Origin of the sequence: Actinomadura citrea (genome assembly GCF_013409045.1) — a bacterium.
Classification (GTDB): domain Bacteria; phylum Actinomycetota; class Actinomycetes; order Streptosporangiales; family Streptosporangiaceae; genus Spirillospora; species Spirillospora citrea.
Window position 1 is genome coordinate 8,744,415 of sequence record NZ_JACCBT010000001.1, and the last position, 18,843, is coordinate 8,763,257.

The 18,843-nt window shown below is 71.9% G+C and carries 21 protein-coding genes; 5 read left to right on the forward strand and 16 right to left on the reverse strand.

Annotated elements, in window-relative coordinates:
• Positions 1-101: 101 nt before the first annotated feature.
• From gdhA to BJ999_RS40065, 5 genes are all read right to left on the reverse strand, one after another.
• The gene (gene gdhA, locus BJ999_RS40045) at positions 102-1,439 is read right to left on the reverse strand and encodes an NADP-specific glutamate dehydrogenase (protein WP_218936437.1); all 1,338 of its coding nucleotides are present in this window, start codon (positions 1,437-1,439) and stop codon (positions 102-104) included.
• 192 nt (positions 1,440-1,631) lie between these two features.
• Entirely contained in the window at positions 1,632-2,282 is a 651-nt protein-coding gene (locus tag BJ999_RS40050; protein WP_179838041.1) for a DUF4360 domain-containing protein, read from the reverse strand.
• 76 nt (positions 2,283-2,358) lie between these two features.
• The gene (locus BJ999_RS40055; RefSeq protein WP_229810027.1) at positions 2,359-2,904 is read right to left on the reverse strand and encodes a DUF4360 domain-containing protein; all 546 of its coding nucleotides are present in this window, start codon (positions 2,902-2,904) and stop codon (positions 2,359-2,361) included.
• 376 nt (positions 2,905-3,280) lie between these two features.
• Positions 3,281-3,637, reverse strand: coding sequence for a DUF488 domain-containing protein (locus BJ999_RS40060; RefSeq protein WP_179838043.1), 357 nt, complete (start codon positions 3,635-3,637; stop codon positions 3,281-3,283).
• A gap of 88 nt (positions 3,638-3,725) precedes the next feature.
• Positions 3,726-4,094, reverse strand: a complete 369-nt coding sequence (locus BJ999_RS40065; protein ID WP_179838044.1) for a hypothetical protein — start codon at positions 4,092-4,094, stop codon at positions 3,726-3,728.
• A 104-nt stretch (positions 4,095-4,198) separates the two neighbouring features.
• Here BJ999_RS40065 and BJ999_RS40070 point away from each other — a divergent pair, with 104 nt between their 5' ends.
• On the forward strand, positions 4,199-4,390 hold the full coding sequence (locus tag BJ999_RS40070; protein ID WP_179838045.1) for a hypothetical protein: 192 nt from the start codon (positions 4,199-4,201) through the stop codon (positions 4,388-4,390).
• Positions 4,391-4,486: 96 nt separating this feature from the next.
• Here BJ999_RS40070 and BJ999_RS40075 read toward each other — a convergent pair whose 3' ends face one another.
• Together BJ999_RS40075 and BJ999_RS40080 are read right to left on the reverse strand one after the other, a co-directional pair.
• Positions 4,487-5,290, reverse strand: a complete 804-nt coding sequence (locus BJ999_RS40075) for a hypothetical protein (protein WP_179838046.1) — start codon at positions 5,288-5,290, stop codon at positions 4,487-4,489.
• A gap of 9 nt (positions 5,291-5,299) precedes the next feature.
• Positions 5,300-5,551 carry a hypothetical protein gene (locus BJ999_RS40080; protein ID WP_179838047.1) on the reverse strand — a complete coding sequence of 84 codons (252 nt, stop codon included), beginning with the start codon at positions 5,549-5,551 and terminating at the stop codon, positions 5,300-5,302.
• A gap of 407 nt (positions 5,552-5,958) precedes the next feature.
• Here BJ999_RS40080 and BJ999_RS40085 point away from each other — a divergent pair, with 407 nt between their 5' ends.
• The gene (locus tag BJ999_RS40085) at positions 5,959-7,188 is read left to right on the forward strand and encodes a PucR family transcriptional regulator (protein WP_179838048.1); all 1,230 of its coding nucleotides are present in this window, start codon (positions 5,959-5,961) and stop codon (positions 7,186-7,188) included.
• A gap of 78 nt (positions 7,189-7,266) precedes the next feature.
• On the opposite strand, the gene BJ999_RS40090 is transcribed toward BJ999_RS40085, so the two are convergent.
• Entirely contained in the window at positions 7,267-8,193 is a 927-nt protein-coding gene (locus BJ999_RS40090) for an alpha/beta hydrolase family protein (RefSeq protein ID WP_179838049.1), read from the reverse strand.
• A 480-nt stretch (positions 8,194-8,673) separates the two neighbouring features.
• Positions 8,674-10,266, reverse strand: a complete 1,593-nt coding sequence (locus tag BJ999_RS40095; protein WP_179838050.1) for a CocE/NonD family hydrolase — start codon at positions 10,264-10,266, stop codon at positions 8,674-8,676.
• Between the two features lie 87 nt (positions 10,267-10,353).
• Here BJ999_RS40095 and BJ999_RS40100 point away from each other — a divergent pair, with 87 nt between their 5' ends.
• The gene (locus BJ999_RS40100) at positions 10,354-11,259 is read left to right on the forward strand and encodes an arginase family protein (RefSeq protein ID WP_179838051.1); all 906 of its coding nucleotides are present in this window, start codon (positions 10,354-10,356) and stop codon (positions 11,257-11,259) included.
• 39 nt (positions 11,260-11,298) lie between these two features.
• On the opposite strand, the gene BJ999_RS40105 is transcribed toward BJ999_RS40100, so the two are convergent.
• The 5 genes from BJ999_RS40105 to BJ999_RS40120 all read right to left on the reverse strand — a co-directional run bounded on the left by BJ999_RS40105 (position 11,299) and on the right by BJ999_RS40120 (position 15,475).
• A complete protein-coding gene (locus BJ999_RS40105) occupies positions 11,299-12,414 on the reverse strand; it encodes a hypothetical protein (protein ID WP_179838052.1) in 1,116 nt (371 codons plus the stop codon).
• A gap of 109 nt (positions 12,415-12,523) precedes the next feature.
• Positions 12,524-13,120 carry a DJ-1/PfpI family protein gene (locus tag BJ999_RS40110; protein ID WP_179838053.1) on the reverse strand — a complete coding sequence of 199 codons (597 nt, stop codon included), beginning with the start codon at positions 13,118-13,120 and terminating at the stop codon, positions 12,524-12,526.
• Positions 13,121-13,136: 16 nt separating this feature from the next.
• Positions 13,137-13,556, reverse strand: a complete 420-nt coding sequence (locus tag BJ999_RS43910; protein ID WP_308427176.1) for a helix-turn-helix domain-containing protein — start codon at positions 13,554-13,556, stop codon at positions 13,137-13,139.
• Positions 13,538-14,083: an AraC family transcriptional regulator gene (locus tag BJ999_RS43915; protein ID WP_308427177.1), complete on the reverse strand. Its 546-nt coding sequence runs from the start codon at positions 14,081-14,083 to the stop codon at positions 13,538-13,540. The genes BJ999_RS43910 and BJ999_RS43915 overlap by 19 nt, the downstream gene beginning before the upstream one ends.
• A 54-nt stretch (positions 14,084-14,137) precedes the next feature.
• Positions 14,138-15,475: an LCP family protein gene (locus BJ999_RS40120; protein ID WP_229810028.1), complete on the reverse strand. Its 1,338-nt coding sequence runs from the start codon at positions 15,473-15,475 to the stop codon at positions 14,138-14,140.
• Positions 15,476-15,782: 307 nt separating this feature from the next.
• Between BJ999_RS40120 and BJ999_RS43355 the strand changes: the two genes are divergently transcribed.
• Positions 15,783-15,917, forward strand: coding sequence for a hypothetical protein (locus BJ999_RS43355; RefSeq protein ID WP_268247758.1), 135 nt, complete (start codon positions 15,783-15,785; stop codon positions 15,915-15,917).
• Here the strand turns inward: BJ999_RS43355 and BJ999_RS40125 are convergent.
• On the reverse strand, positions 15,901-16,413 hold the full coding sequence (locus tag BJ999_RS40125; protein ID WP_179838055.1) for an ATP-binding protein: 513 nt from the start codon (positions 16,411-16,413) through the stop codon (positions 15,901-15,903). The two genes, BJ999_RS43355 and BJ999_RS40125, sit on opposite strands and share 17 nt — an antisense overlap.
• Before the next feature lie 175 nt (positions 16,414-16,588).
• Between BJ999_RS40125 and BJ999_RS40130 the strand changes: the two genes are divergently transcribed.
• A complete protein-coding gene (locus BJ999_RS40130) occupies positions 16,589-17,989 on the forward strand; it encodes a sensor histidine kinase (RefSeq protein WP_229810029.1) in 1,401 nt (466 codons plus the stop codon).
• On the opposite strand, the gene BJ999_RS40135 is transcribed toward BJ999_RS40130, so the two are convergent.
• Positions 17,964-18,836 (reverse strand): NAD(P)-dependent oxidoreductase, encoded by an 873-nt coding sequence (locus tag BJ999_RS40135; protein ID WP_179838056.1) that lies wholly within the window; start codon positions 18,834-18,836, stop codon positions 17,964-17,966. The genes BJ999_RS40130 and BJ999_RS40135 overlap by 26 nt on opposite strands.
• Positions 18,837-18,843: the final 7 nt, after the last annotated feature.

The following is an 18,843-nucleotide window of genomic DNA, read 5'->3' on the forward strand; positions in this document are numbered from 1 at the left end:
GCGATTGCGCCGTCACTCTCCGCTCATGCCCCGGACCGCCCCTTCTGAGCCATCCGGCGGCTCGGAAGCGGGCGGTCCTGCGGCGGAGGTGACGCGCTTCGCTAGATGAGGCCCTGGGCGAGCATCGCGTCGGCCACGCGCTCGAAGCCGGCGATGTTGGCGCCGACCACGTAGTCGCCGGGGGCGCCGTAGCGGTCGGCGGTCTCGTAGCAGGTGTCGTGGATGCTCGTCATGATGGCCAGCAGCTCCTCCTCCACCTGGGAGAAGGGCCAGGCGGCGCGGCTCGCGTTCTGCCGCATCTCCAGTGCGCTCACCGCGACGCCGCCCGCGTTGGCGGCCTTGCCGGGGCCGAAGGCGACGCCCGCGTTCTGGAGAACGTGCACGGCGCCCGGCGTGGTCGGCATGTTGGCGCCCTCCGACACGGCCTTCACGCCGTTGCGGACGAGGATCGCGGCGGCGTCGGCGTCGAGTTCGTTCTGCGTCGCCGACGGCAGCGCGATGTCGGCGGGGACGTCCCAGACCCGGCCGCCCGCGACGAACCGGGCGGAGGAGCCGCGCAGGTCGGCGTAGTCGGACACGCGGCCCCGGTCGACCTCCTTGACCTGCTTGAGCAGGTCGAGGTCGATGCCCTTCTCGTCCACGACGTAGCCGCCGGAGTCGGAGACGGTGATGACGTTCGCGCCGAGCTGCTGCGCCTTCTCGATGGTGTAGATCGCGACGTTGCCGGAGCCGGAGACGACGATCTGCTGGCCGTCCAGGTCCTCGCCGCGGCGGCGCAGCATCTCGGCCGTGAACATCACGTTGCCGTAGCCGGTCGCCTCCGTCCGGACGGCGGAGCCGCCCCACAGCATGCCCTTGCCGGTCAGCATCCCGGCCTCCCACCGGTTCGTGACGCGGCGGTACTGGCCGAACAGGTAGCCGATCTCGCGGGCGCCGACGCCGATGTCGCCGGCCGGGACGTCGGTGTGCTCGCCGACGTGGCGGTGCAGCTCGGTCATGAACGACTGGCAGAAGCGCATGACCTCCGCGTCGGAGCGGCCGTGCGGGTCGAAGTCGCTGCCGCCCTTGCCGCCGCCGATGCCGAGGCCGGTCAGCGCGTTCTTGAAGATCTGCTCGAAGCCGAGGAACTTGACGATGCCGAGGTTCACCGTGGGATGAAAGCGGAGCCCGCCCTTGTACGGCCCGAGCGCGCCGTTGTACTCGACGCGGAAGCCGCGGTTGACGTGGATCTCTCCGTCGTCGTCCTGCCACGGGACGCGGAACATGATCTGGCGTTCCGGCTCGATCACCCGCTCGACCAGTTTGGCGGTGGCGAGGCCCGGCCGCGCGGCCAGCACCGGGCCGAGGGATTCCAGCACCTCGTGCACGGCCTGGTGGAACTCGGACTCGCCCGGATCTCGGCGCAGCACCCCCGCGTAGGTCTCCTCCAGGACGGCCATGGTCTCGGGCGGAGCCGGCAGGCGTGAGGCGAGGGGCATGGTGAGGATCCTTCCTTGAGACCCCCTCACTCTAAAACCCGTTCCGGGCTGCGCCGGGACGCCTCGCCGCGGCGAACCTCGTCCGGACGGGCGGCCGGGCCGCGTTCTCCCTGGTGTGGGGCGCGGCCCGGGCGGCGCAGTTGAGGGCCCGACTCAGCCCAGGCACTTCTTCCACGCGAAGTGGTACGTCGTCCTGACGCTCCCGTCGGTGGAGTCGAAGGCCATGAAGCTGGTCTTCGCGGCGTCCGAGGTGCCCTTGTAGACGCGCAGCTCGGTGTTGATGTTGAAGTTGCGGTCCTCACCGCACGGCTTGAAGACGAGCTCGGAGACGTCGGTGCGGTCCGAGAACTGCCAATTGTCGGAGTACCCCCCGCGGATCGTGTGGCTGACGGGCGTGGTCTGCGCCATGCCCTGGTGGTAGTAGTTCGCCTTCTCCATCCCGGACGCGCCGTCCTCCAGGTGCGCGAAGCCCCGGTAGTCGGCGCCGGCGATCGCGTACGTGAAGCCCTGCGGGACGTGCACGTTCAGGTTGATCTGGCAGTTCTTCCGGAACTCGGTCGGGTTGGAGCCGCCTCCGGCCTGGGCCAGGTAGTCGCTGTAGGTGACGGTGAACGCGGTGTTGTCGCTCGCCGCCGCCACCGCGGTCGTCCCCGCGCGGCAGCCCGACCCGTTCACGGTGTTGACGTCGATGACGATCCGGTCGGGCGGGGGCGGGTCCGCCGTCTCGGCGGACGCGGGCACGGCGGCCAGGGGGAGCGCCAGGGCGGCCAGGCAGGCCGCCGGGACGGACAGTCCTGTGCGCATCGGTTGTTCTCCTCTACTCGGGGCTGGATGGAAGCCGGCATGCTCGGCGCCGGTGGTCACGGCCGTGAACGGCCCGTCACCACGGGGGGCACTGCTTCCAGGCGAAGTGGTAGGTGGTCTTGATGCTTCCGTCGGTGGAGTCCATCGAAATGAAGCTGGTCTTCGCGGGGTCCGAGGTGCCCTTGAGCACCCGCAGTTCCGTGTTGACGTTGAAATTGCGCTCCTCGCCGCAGGGCTTGTAAACGAGTTGCGCCACATCGTTGGTGTCGGTGAACTGCCAATTGTCGGCGTACTGGCCTTTCAGGGGGTGCGAGACGGCGGAGGTCTGCGACATTCCCTGGAAGTAGTAGCTCGCCTTCTCGACGGCGGACGCGCCCGGTTCCAGGGACGCGAAGCCTCGGTAGTCGGTGGACGAGATCGCGTAGGTGAAGCCCTGGGGGACGTGCACCTTCATGCTGATCTGGCAGTTCTTCCGGAAGTCGGTCGGGCCGGAGGAACCGCCCGCCTGCGCCAGGTAGTCGCTGTAGGTGACGGTGAAGGCCTCCTTGTCCTCGGACACGGCGACCGCGGCCGTTCCGGCCGGACAGCCCGATCCGTTGACGGTCGCGATCTCGATGGTCACCCCGTTCGGCCCGTGCACCCGACGCGGGGCCGCGGACGCCGGCGCGACGCACAAGGCGCTCACGGCAATTGCGGTGGCAGCGGAAACGGCAATCCCTTTACGCATGCGATTCCTCCTCGCTGGGACCTGCGCAAAGGGAGCGTAAACTCGCCCGGCCGGAGGGGTCAATCTCTGCTTTTTCACTTCAATTGAACAGGGTCACCAAAAGGTGAAAGAACTTCTCTTGAAGGGCATGGTCAGGGGAGATGGAATGTCCAATACCGCCCCTTTGAAGACGCCGCCGAAAAGGAGCGTTCCATTAAGGTGAACGGGAAGTTGACGCGAAACGTCCAGAAACCCTAGAAAAAGGGGGAGGGCAAGGGAGCGGCCAGGTAACTCAGGAGGAGTCGCGGAGCCTGCCGGCGATGACCGCGGCCTGGCTGCGGTCGACGTCCTTGGTCGCGGTGAGCAGGGTGACGGTGCCCTGCCGGGCGAGTTCCCGCAGGTGGTCGAGGGCCGCGGCGCGTTCGGGCTCGGCCAGTTCGGCGTCGTAGCGGCGGGTGAACTCCTCGAACCTGGCGGCGTCGTGGCCGTACCACTTGCGGAGTTCGGTGGAGGGGGCGACGTCCTTCTCCCACTCGTCCAGGCGGGCCCTGTCCTTCGACAGGCCTCGTGGCCACACCCGGTCGACCAGGATCCGCCTGCCGTCCTCGGCCGACGGCGGCTCGTACACCCTGCGCAGCCGTACCTCCATGACGCGTCCATACCCCGGGCCACGGAAGTGACGCACGACCTCACGACCTCCCGGCCTCACGGCCCCCGGGTACGCAGGGTGCTCCGACTCACTGCGGGGCTCGGGGCCGTCCTGGCGGCGGCGTCAGGGGCGGGCGGCGCGGCCCGTCGAGATCCGGCGAGGCGGGGTGGGGCTCTCCAGGGGCGCATCCCCTGCCGGGGCCGCTCTCCAGGGCACCGCGGCGGTCGGCCGTGGCGCGGCGGGCGAACTCGGCGGCGGCCGTCCGCCGGACGAACTCGCCGGCGAGGGCGCGGCCGAGGACGTCGTCGTCCGGGCGGTGCCTTTCCAGATATTCGAGGGCCTCGGCCAGTTCCGCGGTCGTCAGCAGCCGCACGGGCTTGCCGGTCCAGCGCGGAGGACCGGCGAGCCCTCCGGTGGGCGGAGCGGTGGGCGGGGCGGCGCGGGGTTCGGTGCTCACGGCGGGGTCCTTTCCATTCCGGTGCCGGCAAAGCCTTTTCCGTACCGGCGGCGGGGCGGCGCGGCGCAATGTGCCGCATTCGTGTCACCGAATAGAATCGGCACGTGCATTGGTGGAACCAGCAGGCCTGCGAGGCGGCGGCGGAGGCCCAGGCCGCCGATCCCTCGCCGGGGAATCTCATGGCCGCCGCGCAGGTGCAGGCGCTCGTCTCGATGGCGGAGGCGCTGCACCGCATTGCGGCGGCACTGGAGGCGCGGGACGATTCCGAGGCGGCCCTTTCTGGCCGGCCGAAATAGCCGTCCCGACGGGGTGACCCGTCCGGCGAAGTGACCCGTCCCAGCGAAAATACCGGCGCGCCCCGCCGAACGGGCGCACCGGTATTCCACGGGGTGTCAGGCGTCGCTGAACGATTTGCGTTCCGGCCTGCCGTTCGTGCTCGGCGCGAGGCGGGAGGCCTTGGCGACCGGGGGGCGGGACGGCGCGGTCTCGGCCAGGTAGTCGTGGTCGGGGGCCGGGACGGCCGAAGGCTGCTCGGGTTCGGCCGCCGGACGGGCCTCGTCGCGGGGGCGGTCCCGCAGCCGCCGCGCCGCCTGCCGGAGGGCGCGCTCGCCGACGAGCCGCGTCAGCTCCAGCCCCCAGCAGTCCAGCTTGTCGGCGTCGGTCAGGTCGTCGCGGCTGCTCAGCTCCGCCGCCAGGCCGCCGAGCCGCTGCGCCTCGGCCAGGTCGAACTCGCGCATGAGGTGGCAGCACAGCTCCGCGAGGGCGGCGTGGTCGCGCTCGAACGACAGCCCCGCCAGGTCGTCGTGCGACAGCCTGCTGAGCGCGCGTTTGCGTTCCAGCTCGCCGTCGGCGACCCGCAGGATGCCGTTGAGGAGGGCGACGGGGCCGGCGCCTGCGCCGCGGCCCCGCGCGGGGGCGAACGACATGCGCAGCACCGCCGCGGAGCCGAGCCCGGCGGCGATCACCCGGACGACCATCAGGCTCGCGGGGGGCGTGGTGACGGGCAGCCCGAACGTCCAGCCGGAGGCGGTCACCGCGATCAGCGCGACGATCGACGCGCAGGCGTTGACGAAGACGAACAGCAGCCCGCCCGGGGAGAGCAGGGCCGCGGCCGGCCGGTCGCGGTAGCGCGCGACGAGCTCGGCGAAGCCGATCGCGCCGCCGATCAGGGCGGCGAGGAGCATCTCGATGTTCATGAACTTCCTTTACGCGCTGCGGGCGGACAGCCGGCCGAACGGTGGCTCCTCGGCCCTGCCGCGCCGGGAGGGCAGGGCGGCCGGGCGCTGCCGGGCCGCCAGCCCGGTGCGTTCGACCTCCAGGAAGACCAGCAGCCACTCGGCCGGGCCGGAGGCGACCCCGGAGTGCGTCCGCAGCGCCTTCTCGCGGGCGCAGAGAAAGGCCAGCAGCCACTTGACGGGACCGGACGTCCCGCAGGCGGCTCGAAATCGTGAATCCATGCGGGAGACCATTCCGCAGCCGTGCCTCGAAGTCGACTCCCCCGGGGTCAATTTTTCGACCCAGGCTCGCGGAACGGTCATTTCCTGTCAGGTCGGAAACGTCCGCCCCAAGTCGGGATCTTCGAGTCCTTGGTGCGGGGCCCGGGAATACTGGAACGGGCCCGGGGATTCCTTTACCTGAATTTGCGGCAGCACGCCGGGAGGCCGGTGAGGGGAGATCCCCATTTATGCGGCGAGGCCCGTCCCCGCGCCGCCCGGGTCCGCGCCTCGCGACACGCCGGGGCGCCGCCTCCTCGGCTGTCAGCCGGGTGACAATCCGCCCGTCTCGAACCTTTCCGAACACGCCTATCGGTCCGTCGCTTCCGGAACCGAACCTGAGGGGGCAGTCGGCTTCAGGAGGGCGCGCCATGAGTCGGACCATCCCGTCCGCCGGGAGAGATTTTCCGCTGTCCGGGCTCCCACCGGAGGTCGCCGGGCCGATGCGGCCCCATCTGGAGGCTGCGGCGGTGGAGATGGTCAAGGAGATCCAGGGGCTCGTCCCGGAGTACGCGCGCCCGCCGGAGAGCCGCTACGGCCGGCGGATGCGGTGGGCGGTCCAGGAGACCGTCCGGCAGTTCGTGGACGCCATCGGCCGCCCCGACATGGAGTGGGAGGGCGTCACCGGCATCTTCGAGGGGATCGGCGCGTACGAGGCGCGCGAGGGCCGCAGCCTGGACGGGTTGCAGGCGGCGGTCCGGGTGAGCGGGCAGGTCGCGTGCCGCCGGTTCATCAAGGACGCCCGGCGCCTCGGCTGGTCCCTGGACACGCTCGGCTCCATCACCGAGTCGCTGTTCGTGTTCCTGGAGCGCGTCGCGAGCGCGGCCGCGCAGGGTTACGCGCGCGCCCAGGGCGAGCTGGCCGGCGAAAGGGAGCGGTTCCGGTGGCGGCTGCGCGACCTGCTGGTCATGGACCCGCCGGCCAGCACGGAGGCGATCGCGGAGCTGGCGAGGTCGGCCGGCTGGCAGGTGCCGCGGACGCTGGCCGCCGTCGCGCTGCGGCCCGACCCCGGCGGGGCCGTCCCCGTCCTGCCGCCGGTCCTCCTCGTCGACTGGCACGCGCCGGACCCGTACCTGATCTGCCCCGACCCCGGCGGACCCGGCCGGGACCGGCTGCTCGCCGCGATCAGGGGGACGCGGGCGGCGGCGATCGGCCCGGCCGTCCCGCCGTCCCGGGCCGCCCTGTCGCTGCGCTGGGCGCGGCGCGGGCTCGCGCTGGTGGAACGCGGCGTGCTGCCCGGCAAGGAACCGCTGCGCTGCCTCGACCAACTGCCGAGCCTGGTCGCGGCGCAGAGCGAGGAGCTTCTGGACGTCGCACTGGGCTCCCGGCTGGCGGCGCTGATGGAGCTGCCGCCGCACCGGCGGGACGCCCTGGCCCGGACGCTGCTGACCTACATGGAGTGCCGCGACAACGCGGTGGCGGCGGCGGAACGGCTGCTCGTGCACGAGCAGACCGTCCGGTACCGCATCCGCCGCCTGGAGGAGATCCTGGGCGGCGGCATGTCCGACCCGGACCGGCGGATCGAGCTGCTGCTGCTCCTGCACCATCTGATCCGGCTCGATCAGGGCGAGCGGCGGCTCTCCCCCGCCGACCGGCACTGACGACCGGCACTGACGGCGGGGATGACGGCCGGTGGGGGCGGCCGAGCGGGTCGGGCGCCACCACCGGCCGGGGCGGGGTCAGCCGGTGGGGCAGGTGCCTTCGTACTGGGCGATGGCCGCGTCCGGGCTCGGTTCGGGACAGAGGAACTGCTCGTAGCGTGCGTCGTCGTCGACGAACCGCTTCATCCACGCGATGGCGTACTTCGCGATCGTGGCGTTCGGCGAGTTGAACGTCATGTGCCCGGCGTTCTTCAGCTCCAGATAGGCCTTTTCCGGAACGGCCGTGAGGTTGTCGTAGTAGGACTCCGCCATCGAGTCCGCGGGCGCGATGAAGTCGTTGTCGGCGCCCATGATCATGGTGGGGACCCTGACGTTCTTCCAGTCGTAGGTGGTGTCCCAGGGCGCCAGCGGAACGGCGGCCCGCAGCGACGCGCGCTTGTTCGCGGCCTCCAGCGTCCCGCCGCCGCCCATGGAGTGGCCCATGACGGCGAGGCGGGACGCGTCGATGCGGTCCTTCGCCTTGCTCCTGCCCGTCAGGTAGTCGAGGGCGGCGAGAAGTTGCTCGCCGCGGGCGGCCGGGACGTCCAGAAGGCTGTTGGTCTCCAGGGTCATGACGACGAAGCCCTGGGACGCGAGGCGGGGCCCGTACCAGTCGATCCAGCCTTGCGGGGAGACGAATCCGGGCGAGACGGCGATGGCGCCGAACGTGCCCTGGCTCCGGTCGGTCGGCGCGTAGACGGTGCCCTTGTTGAAGCCGGTCCCGCTGCCCGCCGGAACGTCGATCTTCTCGACGGCGAACGGACCCTTCTCCGCCTTGATGCTCGCCTCGGTCGGCGCGGGGCCGCGCTCGTAGGGATTGGCGGCGAGGTCGTTTACGGCGAGGGGACCGGGACGTGCCGGCGCGGCGGGCTGCGCGGCCTGCGCGGCGGGTGCCAGGGCGGCACCGGAGGCCAGGGCGACGACGGCGGGGAGCACTCTGAGCGCGTGCGTCAGATGCCTGTTCATCGGGGGCGTACCCTTCACTAGGCGAACCCGCGACGGGGGGGAATTCGCGGGTGCAAGAATTGTGGGGCGCCCCGGCTTTCTTTACTTCTCACGCAGCCGCGCCTTCGCTCCGGCCGCCTTGTAGCCAGCCAACAAAGCAGGCAGACAGGCGGGGCAGGTGACTCACAATGCGGGTGACTCACAGAGCCTGGAAACGGACGGAGGGGCCACTCCCCCCGAGTGACCCCTCTCCCCCCGTTCCGCCGTCGCGGTCCCGGCGCGGGCACAGGACCGGCCGCTCCCCCCGAAGCGGCTCGCGCCGTACCGTCCGGCGGATGTGAAGAACGTAGCGGGGGTCCGCCGGCGCATCGCGGCTTTGCCCGGCCCTGTCGACGAACGGGCCACCGCATGCGATGAACGGAACACGCTGGGCATTCGGCGCGATGGGCGGCCGGAACGTCGGCCAGGCGCAGACCGGGTGGGCCGGCGTCCGCGGTGGGGTCAGGGGTTCCAGACGGGGAGGTGGAGGGCGGAGGGGTGGGCGGCGTCGCGGAGGATCGCGAAGTGGGTGCGCCGGGACGCCACGGCCCGGCCTGCGGGCTCCGGGGTGCCGTGGTTGCGGGCGAAGCGGGGGAACGCGCCGCCCGCGAGCATGACGCGCAGGCGGTGGCCGCGCCGGAAGCGGTACGCGGTCGGATGCATCTCGATCTCGGCGCGCACGGTCCCGGTGGACGTGATGCGCAGGATGCCGTCGGTGACGTTGCGGGAGACGCCGCTCCGGTCGACGTCGCAGAGGCGGACGAACAGGTCGCCCCGCCCGGTGCTGGTGCGCACGTGGATCGTCGCCGCGACGGGCCCGATCACGTCGAGGTCCACGGCGAGCGGCGCGCCGGTGAGGACGACCACGTCGTCACGGCGTTCGAGCGGGGCGTTGTCGCGCTGCTTTCCCTTGCCCGGCGACAGGAGCGGGCCGCCGACGTTCGGGGTCGGGTCGAAGGGGTCGTAGGTGAACGTGGCGGGGTCCGCGTCCGGCTCGTCCCAGACGAGGCCGTGGGACAGGTAGAGCGGCGTGGGCTTGGTCTCGGGCGGGGGCCATCGGTCGAAGTCCAGCCAGGTGTCGGCCTGTTGCAGGTGCAGCCTTACCGGCGCCCTGCGGAGTTGGGCCTTGTCGCCGTTCAGGTGGGCGTTCAGCCAGGAGACCTGGTCGTGGAGCGTCGCGCGGAGGGCTTTGGCGTCGTGTCCCCAGGGGCCGATGGTGATGCGGACCTGGCGTCCCTCCGCGTGCAGGGCGGCGAAGTCCCTGAGCTGGCCGCGCAGGAAGAGGTCCCACCAGCCCGTGACCATCGTTGTGGGCGTGGTGGTCGCGGGGACGCCGGCGCTGTGGTCGGTCGCCTTCCAGAAATCGTCGCCGGGCTCGGCGTGGGACGCGACCTCGCGCAGGAACGATTCGGGACGTCCGATGGCAGCGAGGTCGGCCTCGCCTACCGGCAGGTGCCGCATCGCCTGCCGGACGCGCCTGTTGTGGAACGGCCGCCTTCTCTCCTCCCGCGTCCCCATCAAGGACGACCAGACGAGCGTGTTGTGCAGGGCGAGCGCACCACCGGGGTAGAACGAGCCGGCGAACTCGGACGCGGTGATGCCCAGCCCCATCGCGGCCAGGGGCGGGTCCGCGTAGGGCGCGACGGCCCACTCGGTGAACCCGAGGTAGCTTGCGCCGACCATCGCGACCCTGCCGTCGCACCAGGGCTGCGCGCGGAGCCACTTGAGCGTGGCCAGGCCGTCGTCCTTCTCGTCGTGGAAGGCGTGGAACTCGCCGCCCGATCCGGAGACGCCGCGCACGTTCTGAACGACGACCTGGAACCCGCGCCGGGTCAGGACGCCCGCGAACAGCCGGACGACGGCCTGCCGCTTGCCGTACGGGGTGCGCATCAGCACGACGGGCAGCGGTCCCGCGCCGCGCGGCCGGTACAGGTCCGCGACGAGCGCGACGCCGTCCGGCATGGGCACACGCAGGTCCCGCGCCGACCCGGCGGGCGGGGACGGCGACTCGGGGAGGCCGAGGAGGCGGTCGACGAGTCGTCCCGAAGCGGTCATCGAACGCCCCTTCCGTTCCCGGCCGTTTCCTGACGTGCCCGCTGTCGGGCGGTGTGCCGGGGTGTCGCGGTGTTCTAGATTGCATGAATGATCGCAGTGCTCGACGCACCGTCCAACCTGGGGCTCCGCCCGCCGCGCGAGGGTCATGAGCCCGGCGTGCGCCGGCTGGCCCGCGCCCTGCGCGGGCACGGCATCGTCGGCCGCCTGCAGGCCGAGGACGCCGGCCGCGTGGACCCGCCGCCCTACGTGTTCGGCCCGGACCACGAGACCGGCTACCTGAACGGCCCCGGCCTCGTCGACTACACCGAGCGGCTCGCGGCCTGCATCGGCGAGGTGCTGGACCGCGGCGAGTTCCCGGTCGTGCTCGGCGGCGACTGCGGCATCCTGCTCGGCCCGATGCTCGCGCTGCGGCGCCGCGGCGTGTACGGGCTGGCGCACCTGGACGGGCACGACGACTACTCGCCGCGGCGGGACCCGTCGGCCGTCGCTGGCCGGCTGGTGGCGGCCGGAATGGCGCTCGGCCTGGTCACCGGGCACGGGCCGGCCGCCCTCACCGACGTCGAGGGGCTGCGCCCCTACGTCGAGGAGGAGCACGTCGCGCACATCGGCCTCCAGCGGGAGCCCGAGGACTTCGAGCTGTTCGACCTGGACGCGTTCGAGGCCTCGCGCGTGCGGCGCTTCCCGATCGAGTACATCCGCGAGCACGGCGCGGACTCGGCCGCCGAGGGGGCGCGGGCGCATCTGGAGGCCGCCCCGATCGTGGGGTACTGGATCCATCTGGACGCCGACATCCTCGACAAGAGCGTGATGCCGGCCGTCGACTCCCCCAACCCGGACGGTCTGTCGTTCGAGGAGCTGACGTCCGTCCTGCGGACGCTGGTGGCGAGCCCGCGGGCGGTCGGCCTGCACGTGGCCATCTACGACCCGGAACTGGACCCGGACGGCATGGCCGGCGCGGCCCTCACCGACACGCTCGGCGCGGCGTTCGCGTAGCTCGTGTCGGCCGCCGTCCGGTCAGGCCGCCGTCCGGTGTCAGGCCGCCGTCAGGCGTTCGTATTCGTAGAGGACGCTGGCGAACTCGCCTGTCGGCACCTCACAGGTGTGGCCGGGAAGCCACAGGTGTTCCAGACGGACGGTCTGGACGTCCATGCGGATGTGGCAGGCGTTGCCCGTGTGTTCCCAGCCGGGACGCGCGGCGCGGACGACCTCAAGGTGGTGGCGGTGGCTCTGCACGTCGTGGAGCAGGAACGCCGTGAGGACGTGCCGTGGCCCGTACACCGAAGGCGTGAACGCGCTGGCGCCGGACGCCGCGGTCGCCAGGTCGGCACCGGAATCGGCGAGTTCGGGGAAGAACACCTTGACGCGCCGGACCACGCCGCCGATCTCGATGGGCCGGCAGGGGAGCCGTAGCACGGCCTCCGGGTCGACGTAGCCGTGCACCGGCACCCCGGCGACGACGCCCGACCACGCCCCGGGGACGACGTCGAGGAAGCGGGCCTGGGTCAGGGCGTTCCCCAGTTCGCCCATGATGCGTTCCGGGTCGATGCCCTTCGGCATGAAGGTCTTGGTGCCGCCGCGCAGGCGCTTCCCCGATTCGTCCAGGACGGCGAGGTCGGCCCAGCACGCGCCCGAGCCGGTCTCCATGACACCGTGCGGCAGGCAGGCGTCGGGGTGCGGGGTCAGCCCGGCCAGGTCCTCCAGCACGGCGCGCGGGGTCTGGACGAGTCCCCATCCCTGCGTCCGCGGGGACACCGAACCGAGGGCGAGGGAGGCGGCCATGGGCTCGCCGTTGCCCGGCCCGCCGAGATCGCGTTCCAGGCTGCGGCGGCTCTTGAGGGCGCCGACCTGGTGGAGGTACTCGTCCAGGCACCGCCGCAGGACGGCCGGTTCGAGATCGCAGGACGCCCATCCGGCGACGTCGCGCACGTGCACGGTCGTACCGTCGAAGTCGAGGCGGTGGTAGCGGTACTGCTCCTGCCAGGGCCGGGCCGCGCCGTCGCTCAGCCGCCCCTGGGCGCGCGCTATCGCCGAGACGTCCTCGCCCAGGTCGTTGATGAGAAAGTCGCGCAGCGGAGCGTGCAGGGGGTCGGTCTCCACCGCGACCCGCACCCCGTCGCTGCGGAACCGCACCGGAAGCGATATCGCCATTCGGGTGATTATGCCGATAAGAGAAGATCATCACCGGTATGGCTGAATGTTCTTTCCGATCGGGCGGGCTCCCAGCCGTCCACTCGTCCGCCGTCCACCAGGCCGGCGTCTACTCGTCCGCCATGTACGGGGGCGCGGGCTCGTACTGGATGTAGCGGCGCACCTTGCGCGCGTGGTCGCGGCCGTGGATGCGTCCGACCAGCCAGAGGGCCATGTCGATTCCGGCCGACACGCCCTGGCTCGTGACGAGGTCGCCGTCGACGACGTAGCGCGCGTCCCGGACGACGGTCACATCCCCCAGAGCTTCCAGGGCGTCCTCGGAGGCCCAGTGGGTCGCGACCCTGTGTCCCTTGGCCGGGCCTGCGGCGTGCAGCAGGAACGACCCGGTGCACACGCTCGTCACCCAATCGGCTTGTTCGGCGACCTTCGCTATCCAGCCGGTGACGGACGGGTTGTTCGGCTGCGTCTCCCTGGCGCCGCGCCCGCCGGGAACCAGGAGAACGTCCAGCTTCGGGTGGTCGTCCAGGGTGTGGTCTGGCACGACCCTCATGCCCTTGTTGCAGCGGACCGGTTCCGTCCTTTCGGCGACCAGCACCGCCTTGTCGCCTTGGTCGCGCACCATGGCCGATGCCGTGAACACCTCCCACGGCCCTACGAAATCCAGTTCCTCGGCGTTCTCGAACACCAGCAGCCCATACGTGGTCATGCCTACTCCCACCCCTTCACGCGTACTCCCTCGTTCCTCTGAAGCGGTCCCGGTAGTCCGACGGTGCGACGCCGACGTGCCGGTGGAACGCCCGGCGCAACGTCTCGCCCGTCCCGAAGCCCAGCCGCCGCGCCAGCGTCTCGACCGGCTCGTCCCCCTCCGCCAGCGCCCGCCGGGCCGCCTCGATCCGCACGCGCTCCACGTACGCGGCGGGCGGTACGCCCAGTTCGGCGGTGAACCTGCGTTGCAGGTGCCGCGCGCTGAGGCCGGAGCGTCCGGCCAGGTCGGCGATGGTGTGCCGCGCGCCCGGATCGGCCTGGACGGACGACACCGCCGCACGGACCGGGTCCGTCGCGGGCTGCGCCGACCACAGCGGGACGCTGAACTGCGACTGGCCGCCCGGCCGCCGCAGGAACATCACCAGCTCACGCGCCACCGCGTGCGCCGCTCCCGCCCGTGGTCGTCCTCCACGAGCGCCAGCGCCAGGTCCATCCCCGCCGTGACGCCCGCCGACGTCCACACGTTCCCGTCCTGGACGAAGATCGGGTCGCAGTCCACGGCCAGCCCGGGGTACTCCGTGCGGAGCTGCTCCTCACGGCCCCAGTGCGTGGTGACGCGCCGTCCCTCCAGGACCCCGGCCTCCGCGAGCAGCAGCGCGCCGCTGCACACCGACGCGACCCGCCGCGCCGTCCGCGCGGCCTGCGCGACCCAGTCGACGAGCGCCGTGTCGCCCCGCGCGTCGTCGACCCCGACGCCGCCCGCCACGACCAGCGTGTCGATGCCCTCGGGTGCGAGGTCCGTGTCGAAGGCGGCGTGGACGCGGAGCCCGCCGGACGCCGGCACCGGCCCGACGCGCGGGCCGACGACCAGGCACTCGTACCGCCCGGTGGCCTCGAACACCTCGTGCGGACCGGTCAGGTCCAGGATCTGGAAGCCGTCATAGATCACGAACGCGACGCGCATGGCTCCAGGCTGTCACCGGGGTCGCCGTGGCGTCCACGACGGGTACCCCACACATCACGCCACCGCCTCGCAGACCTCGTCGCTCGCCCGGCTCTCGCCGCGCTGGACCGGGACGCCGCCGGACGTCCGGACGCGCGTGAAGCCCGTCCCGATGACCAGGTCGACGACGCCGGGGGCCGTCCGGGCGCGCGGCGCGATCCGTGCGCCCGGCAGGACGCCCGCCAGCGCCCTCGCCTGCGGTTCCGCGCCCGTCCCGTAGCGGACGGCGGTGGCCCGCGGGCGGGCGCCGAGGTCGCCGACGCCGGCGACCTGCCAGCCGGCGTCCGTGAGCTGCGCCGCCACCTGCGCGGCGCGGCCCTCGACCCCGGACGCGTTGAACACCCGCACCTTCCCCGGCCGCGCGCCCGCGGCCTTCGCCGGAGCCGGCGCCGCCACGTCCTTGCGGAGCGCGTCGAAGAACTGGTCCGCGGCGGGCCGGGAGAGCGCCACCCGGTTGCGGTTCAGCGGGTACGGCACGGACGGCACGGTGACGAAGCGCAGCTTCCCCGCGTTCAGATCGCGCATGCCCTGCGCGATCTTCAGCATCTCCGCGGCGGAGAGCGCCTTGTCGGTCGTCAGCGACTCGGCCGTGGCTCTGAGCAGCGCGTTCAGGCGTCCCGGATCGGTGAGGACGCCCGCGCTCATCGCCTCCTTGGCGAGCGCGCCGAAGAAGTGCTGCTGCCGCCGGATGCGCTCGGTGTCGCTGCCGTCCCCGAAGCCCTTGCGACTGCGGACGTAGGCCAGGGCGTCCTCGCCCTTCAGCCGGTGAGTGCCCTTGGTGAGGGTCAGCCCGGAGTCCTTGTCGTGCACGTCGGCCGTCACGCACACGGGCACGCCGCCGACCGCCGTCGCGATCCGTTTGAAGCCCACGAAGTCCACCTGCACGAAGTGGTCGATGCGGATCTTCGTGAGCTGCTCCACGGTGTGGACCGTGCAGGTGGGGCCCGCGCGGGCGATCGCCTCGTTCAGCATGGCGCTGCCGCTGCCCGGCGCCTTCGTCCCGTCCCTGCGGGTGCATGCCGGAATGGGCACCACCAGGTCGCGGGGGAAGCTGACGGCGATCGCCTGGCCGCCGCCCGGCGACAGGTGCAGCAGCACCATCGTGTCGGACGCGGGCGGCTTGCCCCGCAGGCCCCGCCCGTACTGGGCGTTGGCGCCCTCGCGCGTGTCCGACCCGAGCACGAAGATGTTGATCGCGCCGTTGAGCTTTCTGGGCCGGTCTCCGCCGATCAGCCGGTCGACGTCCTCGTGCTGGACGGCGCTCTGCAGCCGCCAGTAGTACCCGTACGCCGACAGGGCGCCCGTCACCATCACCGCGGCCGCCGCGACGGCGACCCAAGCCAGCAGCCTCATGAAGCCTCCCGGCATGTATCGCCGTTTCCCCGCCTTCGAGTTCACGCCCGGCGGGAATTAATGGTTGACACGCCGCCCGAACCTATGGCTAACTATTCCCATGAAGCTTTGATCCTTCTTCGGTTGAGCCGCCCCCGGCATTGCCGCGGGCCCGCTCCCGTCCCTCTCCATGGCGCTCCTCCCTCGCACGGGCACACGCGTGTCCTGCGATGATGCGGCGCGCCCTTCCACACCTTTTCGCGGCCTTTCACGGCCGAATTCAGACGTGCCCGGAGGTGATCTCTTCATGCGTGCAATGAACCATGAAATGAACAACGACCCCTTCACCAAATCCAGGAAGAAGGGCAAGCGGAAGAACTCCGACTTCCGCTCGGCCAATGTCGCGAACAACCGCCGCAACGCCCGGCAGATGCCGACCCGGCAGCTCAACCGGGGCCGCTGACCGGCGCTCCCCGGACCTGGCCCCGGCCCCGCTCCATCGCGGCGGCCGGGGCCGGCGACGCTTCCGGAGCGGGCGCCGCCGGGGCCGGGAACTCCGCCCACACCACCGTCCGGGCGCCGTCCGTCCGGAACCCCCACCGCGCCGCGAGCGCCTCGACGATCCGCATCCCGCGTCCCGACTCCGCGCCCGTCCCCTCCTCCGCGTACTCGTCCTTGACATGGGGGCGCCCGCCCGCCGCCCCCTGGTCGGCGACCTCAAGCCTGTACCCCCCGCCCCCGGCCAGGACGACGATCTTCACCACCCCGCCCTCCAGCCCGGACGCCGTGTGCGCGACCGCGTTCGCGACCGTCTCGCTCACCACCAGGACCATGTCGTCGAGGGCGGGATGACCGGCCGCCAAGCTCCGGACGAAGCCGCGCGCGCTTCCGACCGACCGCCGCACGCCCGGCAACGTGATCTCGCCGATCACCACCACACGGTCCCGCGTCCCGACCACAGCACCGCCTCCCCGTCCCGGCCGCCCTCACGTCCGGAAGGCGGCCCGTCACCCTCGATATACGGATCGCGGCCCTTGTCCTGTTCACGGCCACCTGCCCCGGCGCCGCGTGCGCCGCGAGCATCTCACACTGAGTAACTTAGAGTGACGGTGTGTACGGTTCCGGAGAACCACTGTGACGACGGAGAAGCGGGATCACGCCCGCCCGTGGGCCAGGCACCTGCTCTTCTCGGTGCGGGGGCGCGCGACGCTCATCACCGTCGTGGTGTCGGCGCTGATCCTGGCGCTGGCGCTCGTCCTGATGCTGCTGCTGGCGCGGGACTGGGTAAAGAGCATGGTCGAGCACGAGACGGAACGGACCGCCGAACGGATCGCCTTCGAGCTCTCCAGGGGAGGGAACCCCGGCATCATCGACGTCGGCCCCGACGAGGCGCCGATGGTGCAGGTGGTGACCCCTGAGGAAGAGGTCGTGGCCGCAAGTGACGCGATCCGCGGGCGTCCCGCGCTCGCCATCGCCGACCTGGCGAGAGGCGAACTGCTGATCGACCAGCGGGTCTGCCCCGATTTCCTGGACACGTGCGTGTGGGCGTTCGGCCTCCGCATCCACACGTCCCCGTGGGGCTCGAACGCCATGGTCATCGCCGCGGCCCCGTTGCCCGGCCTGCTGAACATGTGGCTGCTGCCCCTCGCCCTCCTCGGTCTTCTGGCCGCGCTGCTCAGCCTGATCGCGTGGTGGACGTGGCACACGATCGGGCAGGCGTTCGTCCCGGTCGACATCATCCGTGCCGAGATGGCCGACCTGGACGCGCTGGGACTGGATCACCGGGTGCCCGTCCCGCAGGCCCCCGGAGGGGTCAAGAGCCTTGCCGAGACGGTCAACGCCACCCTGGACCGGCTGGAGGAGGCGGTGACCCGGGAGCGCCGCTTCGTCTCCGACGCCTCCCACGACCTGCGCAACCCGATCACGGGCCTCCAGACGCGACTGGAGTTCGCCCTCGGCGAGCCGGACGACGCCGACTGGAAGCCGATGGTCCGCGGCGCGCTCCGCGACACGCGGCGCCTGAACGACATCGTCGCCGACCTCCTGGAGCTGTCCCGGCTCGACGCCCGCACCCCGATGCCCGTGGAACCGGTCGACCTCGCCGCCCTGGTCCGCCGGGAGGTCGGCCTCCGGGCCGGCGACGTCCCGATCAGGATGCGCCTGGAGCCCGGCGTGGTCGTGCGCGCGAACCCGGTGCGGCTGAGCCGGGTGCTCGGCAACCTGCTGGGCAACGCCGAGCGGCACGCCGAGTCGCGCATCGAGGTGACCGTGGCGCGCGACGGCGCCGACGCGGTCGTGGAGGTCCTCGACGACGGCTCCGGCATCCCCGAGGAGGCCCGCGAACGCGTCTTCGAGCGCTTCGCCCGCCTCAGCGAGTCGCGCGCCCGGGACCCCCAGGGCACCGGCCTCGGCCTGCCCATCGCCCGCGAGATCGCCGAGGTCTACGGCGGCTCCCTGCGCATCGCCGACTCCCGCCGAGGCGCCAGGTTCGTCCTCCGCCTCCCGCTGGTCACGGGCGACGGACCGCCTCGATGACGGCGGACAGCCCGTCCTCGCCGTGGCCGGCGTCCACGGCACGCCAGAACAGATCCCGCAGGGCGGTCGGGCCCGCGACGTCGATCCCGGCTTCGCGGGCGGCCTCCACGACGTGGTCGGCGCCAACGGCCTGCATCCGCAGGGTGTTGTCCGCGCCCGGGTAGACCCCGGCCTCGAACTCTTCCGTGAGCTGCTTCAGGAAGCCCATCGGCCCATCGCTGGCCAGCTCGGTCAGCAGGGACGCGGCGAACGGACGGAATTCCTGGGCGGACACGCCCGCGGTGCCCAGCAAGGCCACGGCGTGCATGTAGGCGGCAAGGGTCGACCAGAAGAGGTAGATCTGGGACTGGTAGTAGAGCATCGACAGACCCGGGTCCTCGCCGACGAACGTGACGTCCCCCAGCTCGCCCAGGGCCTCGCGGTGGGATTCCAATGCCCCCTCTGGGCCGCTGTAGAAGACGTACGCGCCCGGCTGGCCGATGCCCGGCGGAGGCACCATGACGCCCCCGGTGAGCAGGACGCCGCCCCGCTCGGACACCCATTCGCTCGCACGGCGCAGTTCACCAGGGCTGCCTGAACTGAGGTTGACGATGACGCGCCCCTTCAGGTCCGCGCCGTCGAGCGAGTCGTACATCGCCTTGTAGTCGGTCTGGCTCACGACGACCAGCTCGGAGGCCGCGAGGGCCTCGGCGGCGGTGGGGGCGAGGGTCGCGCCGTCCTTCACCAGCGGGGCGGCCTTGGACGCCGTCCGGTTCCAGACGGTGGTCGGATGGCCGTTCTCCAGGAACGTCCTGGCCATCGCCGCGCCCATGGGCCCGAGTCCGATGACGATTACCGGGGTCTTCATATGTCCT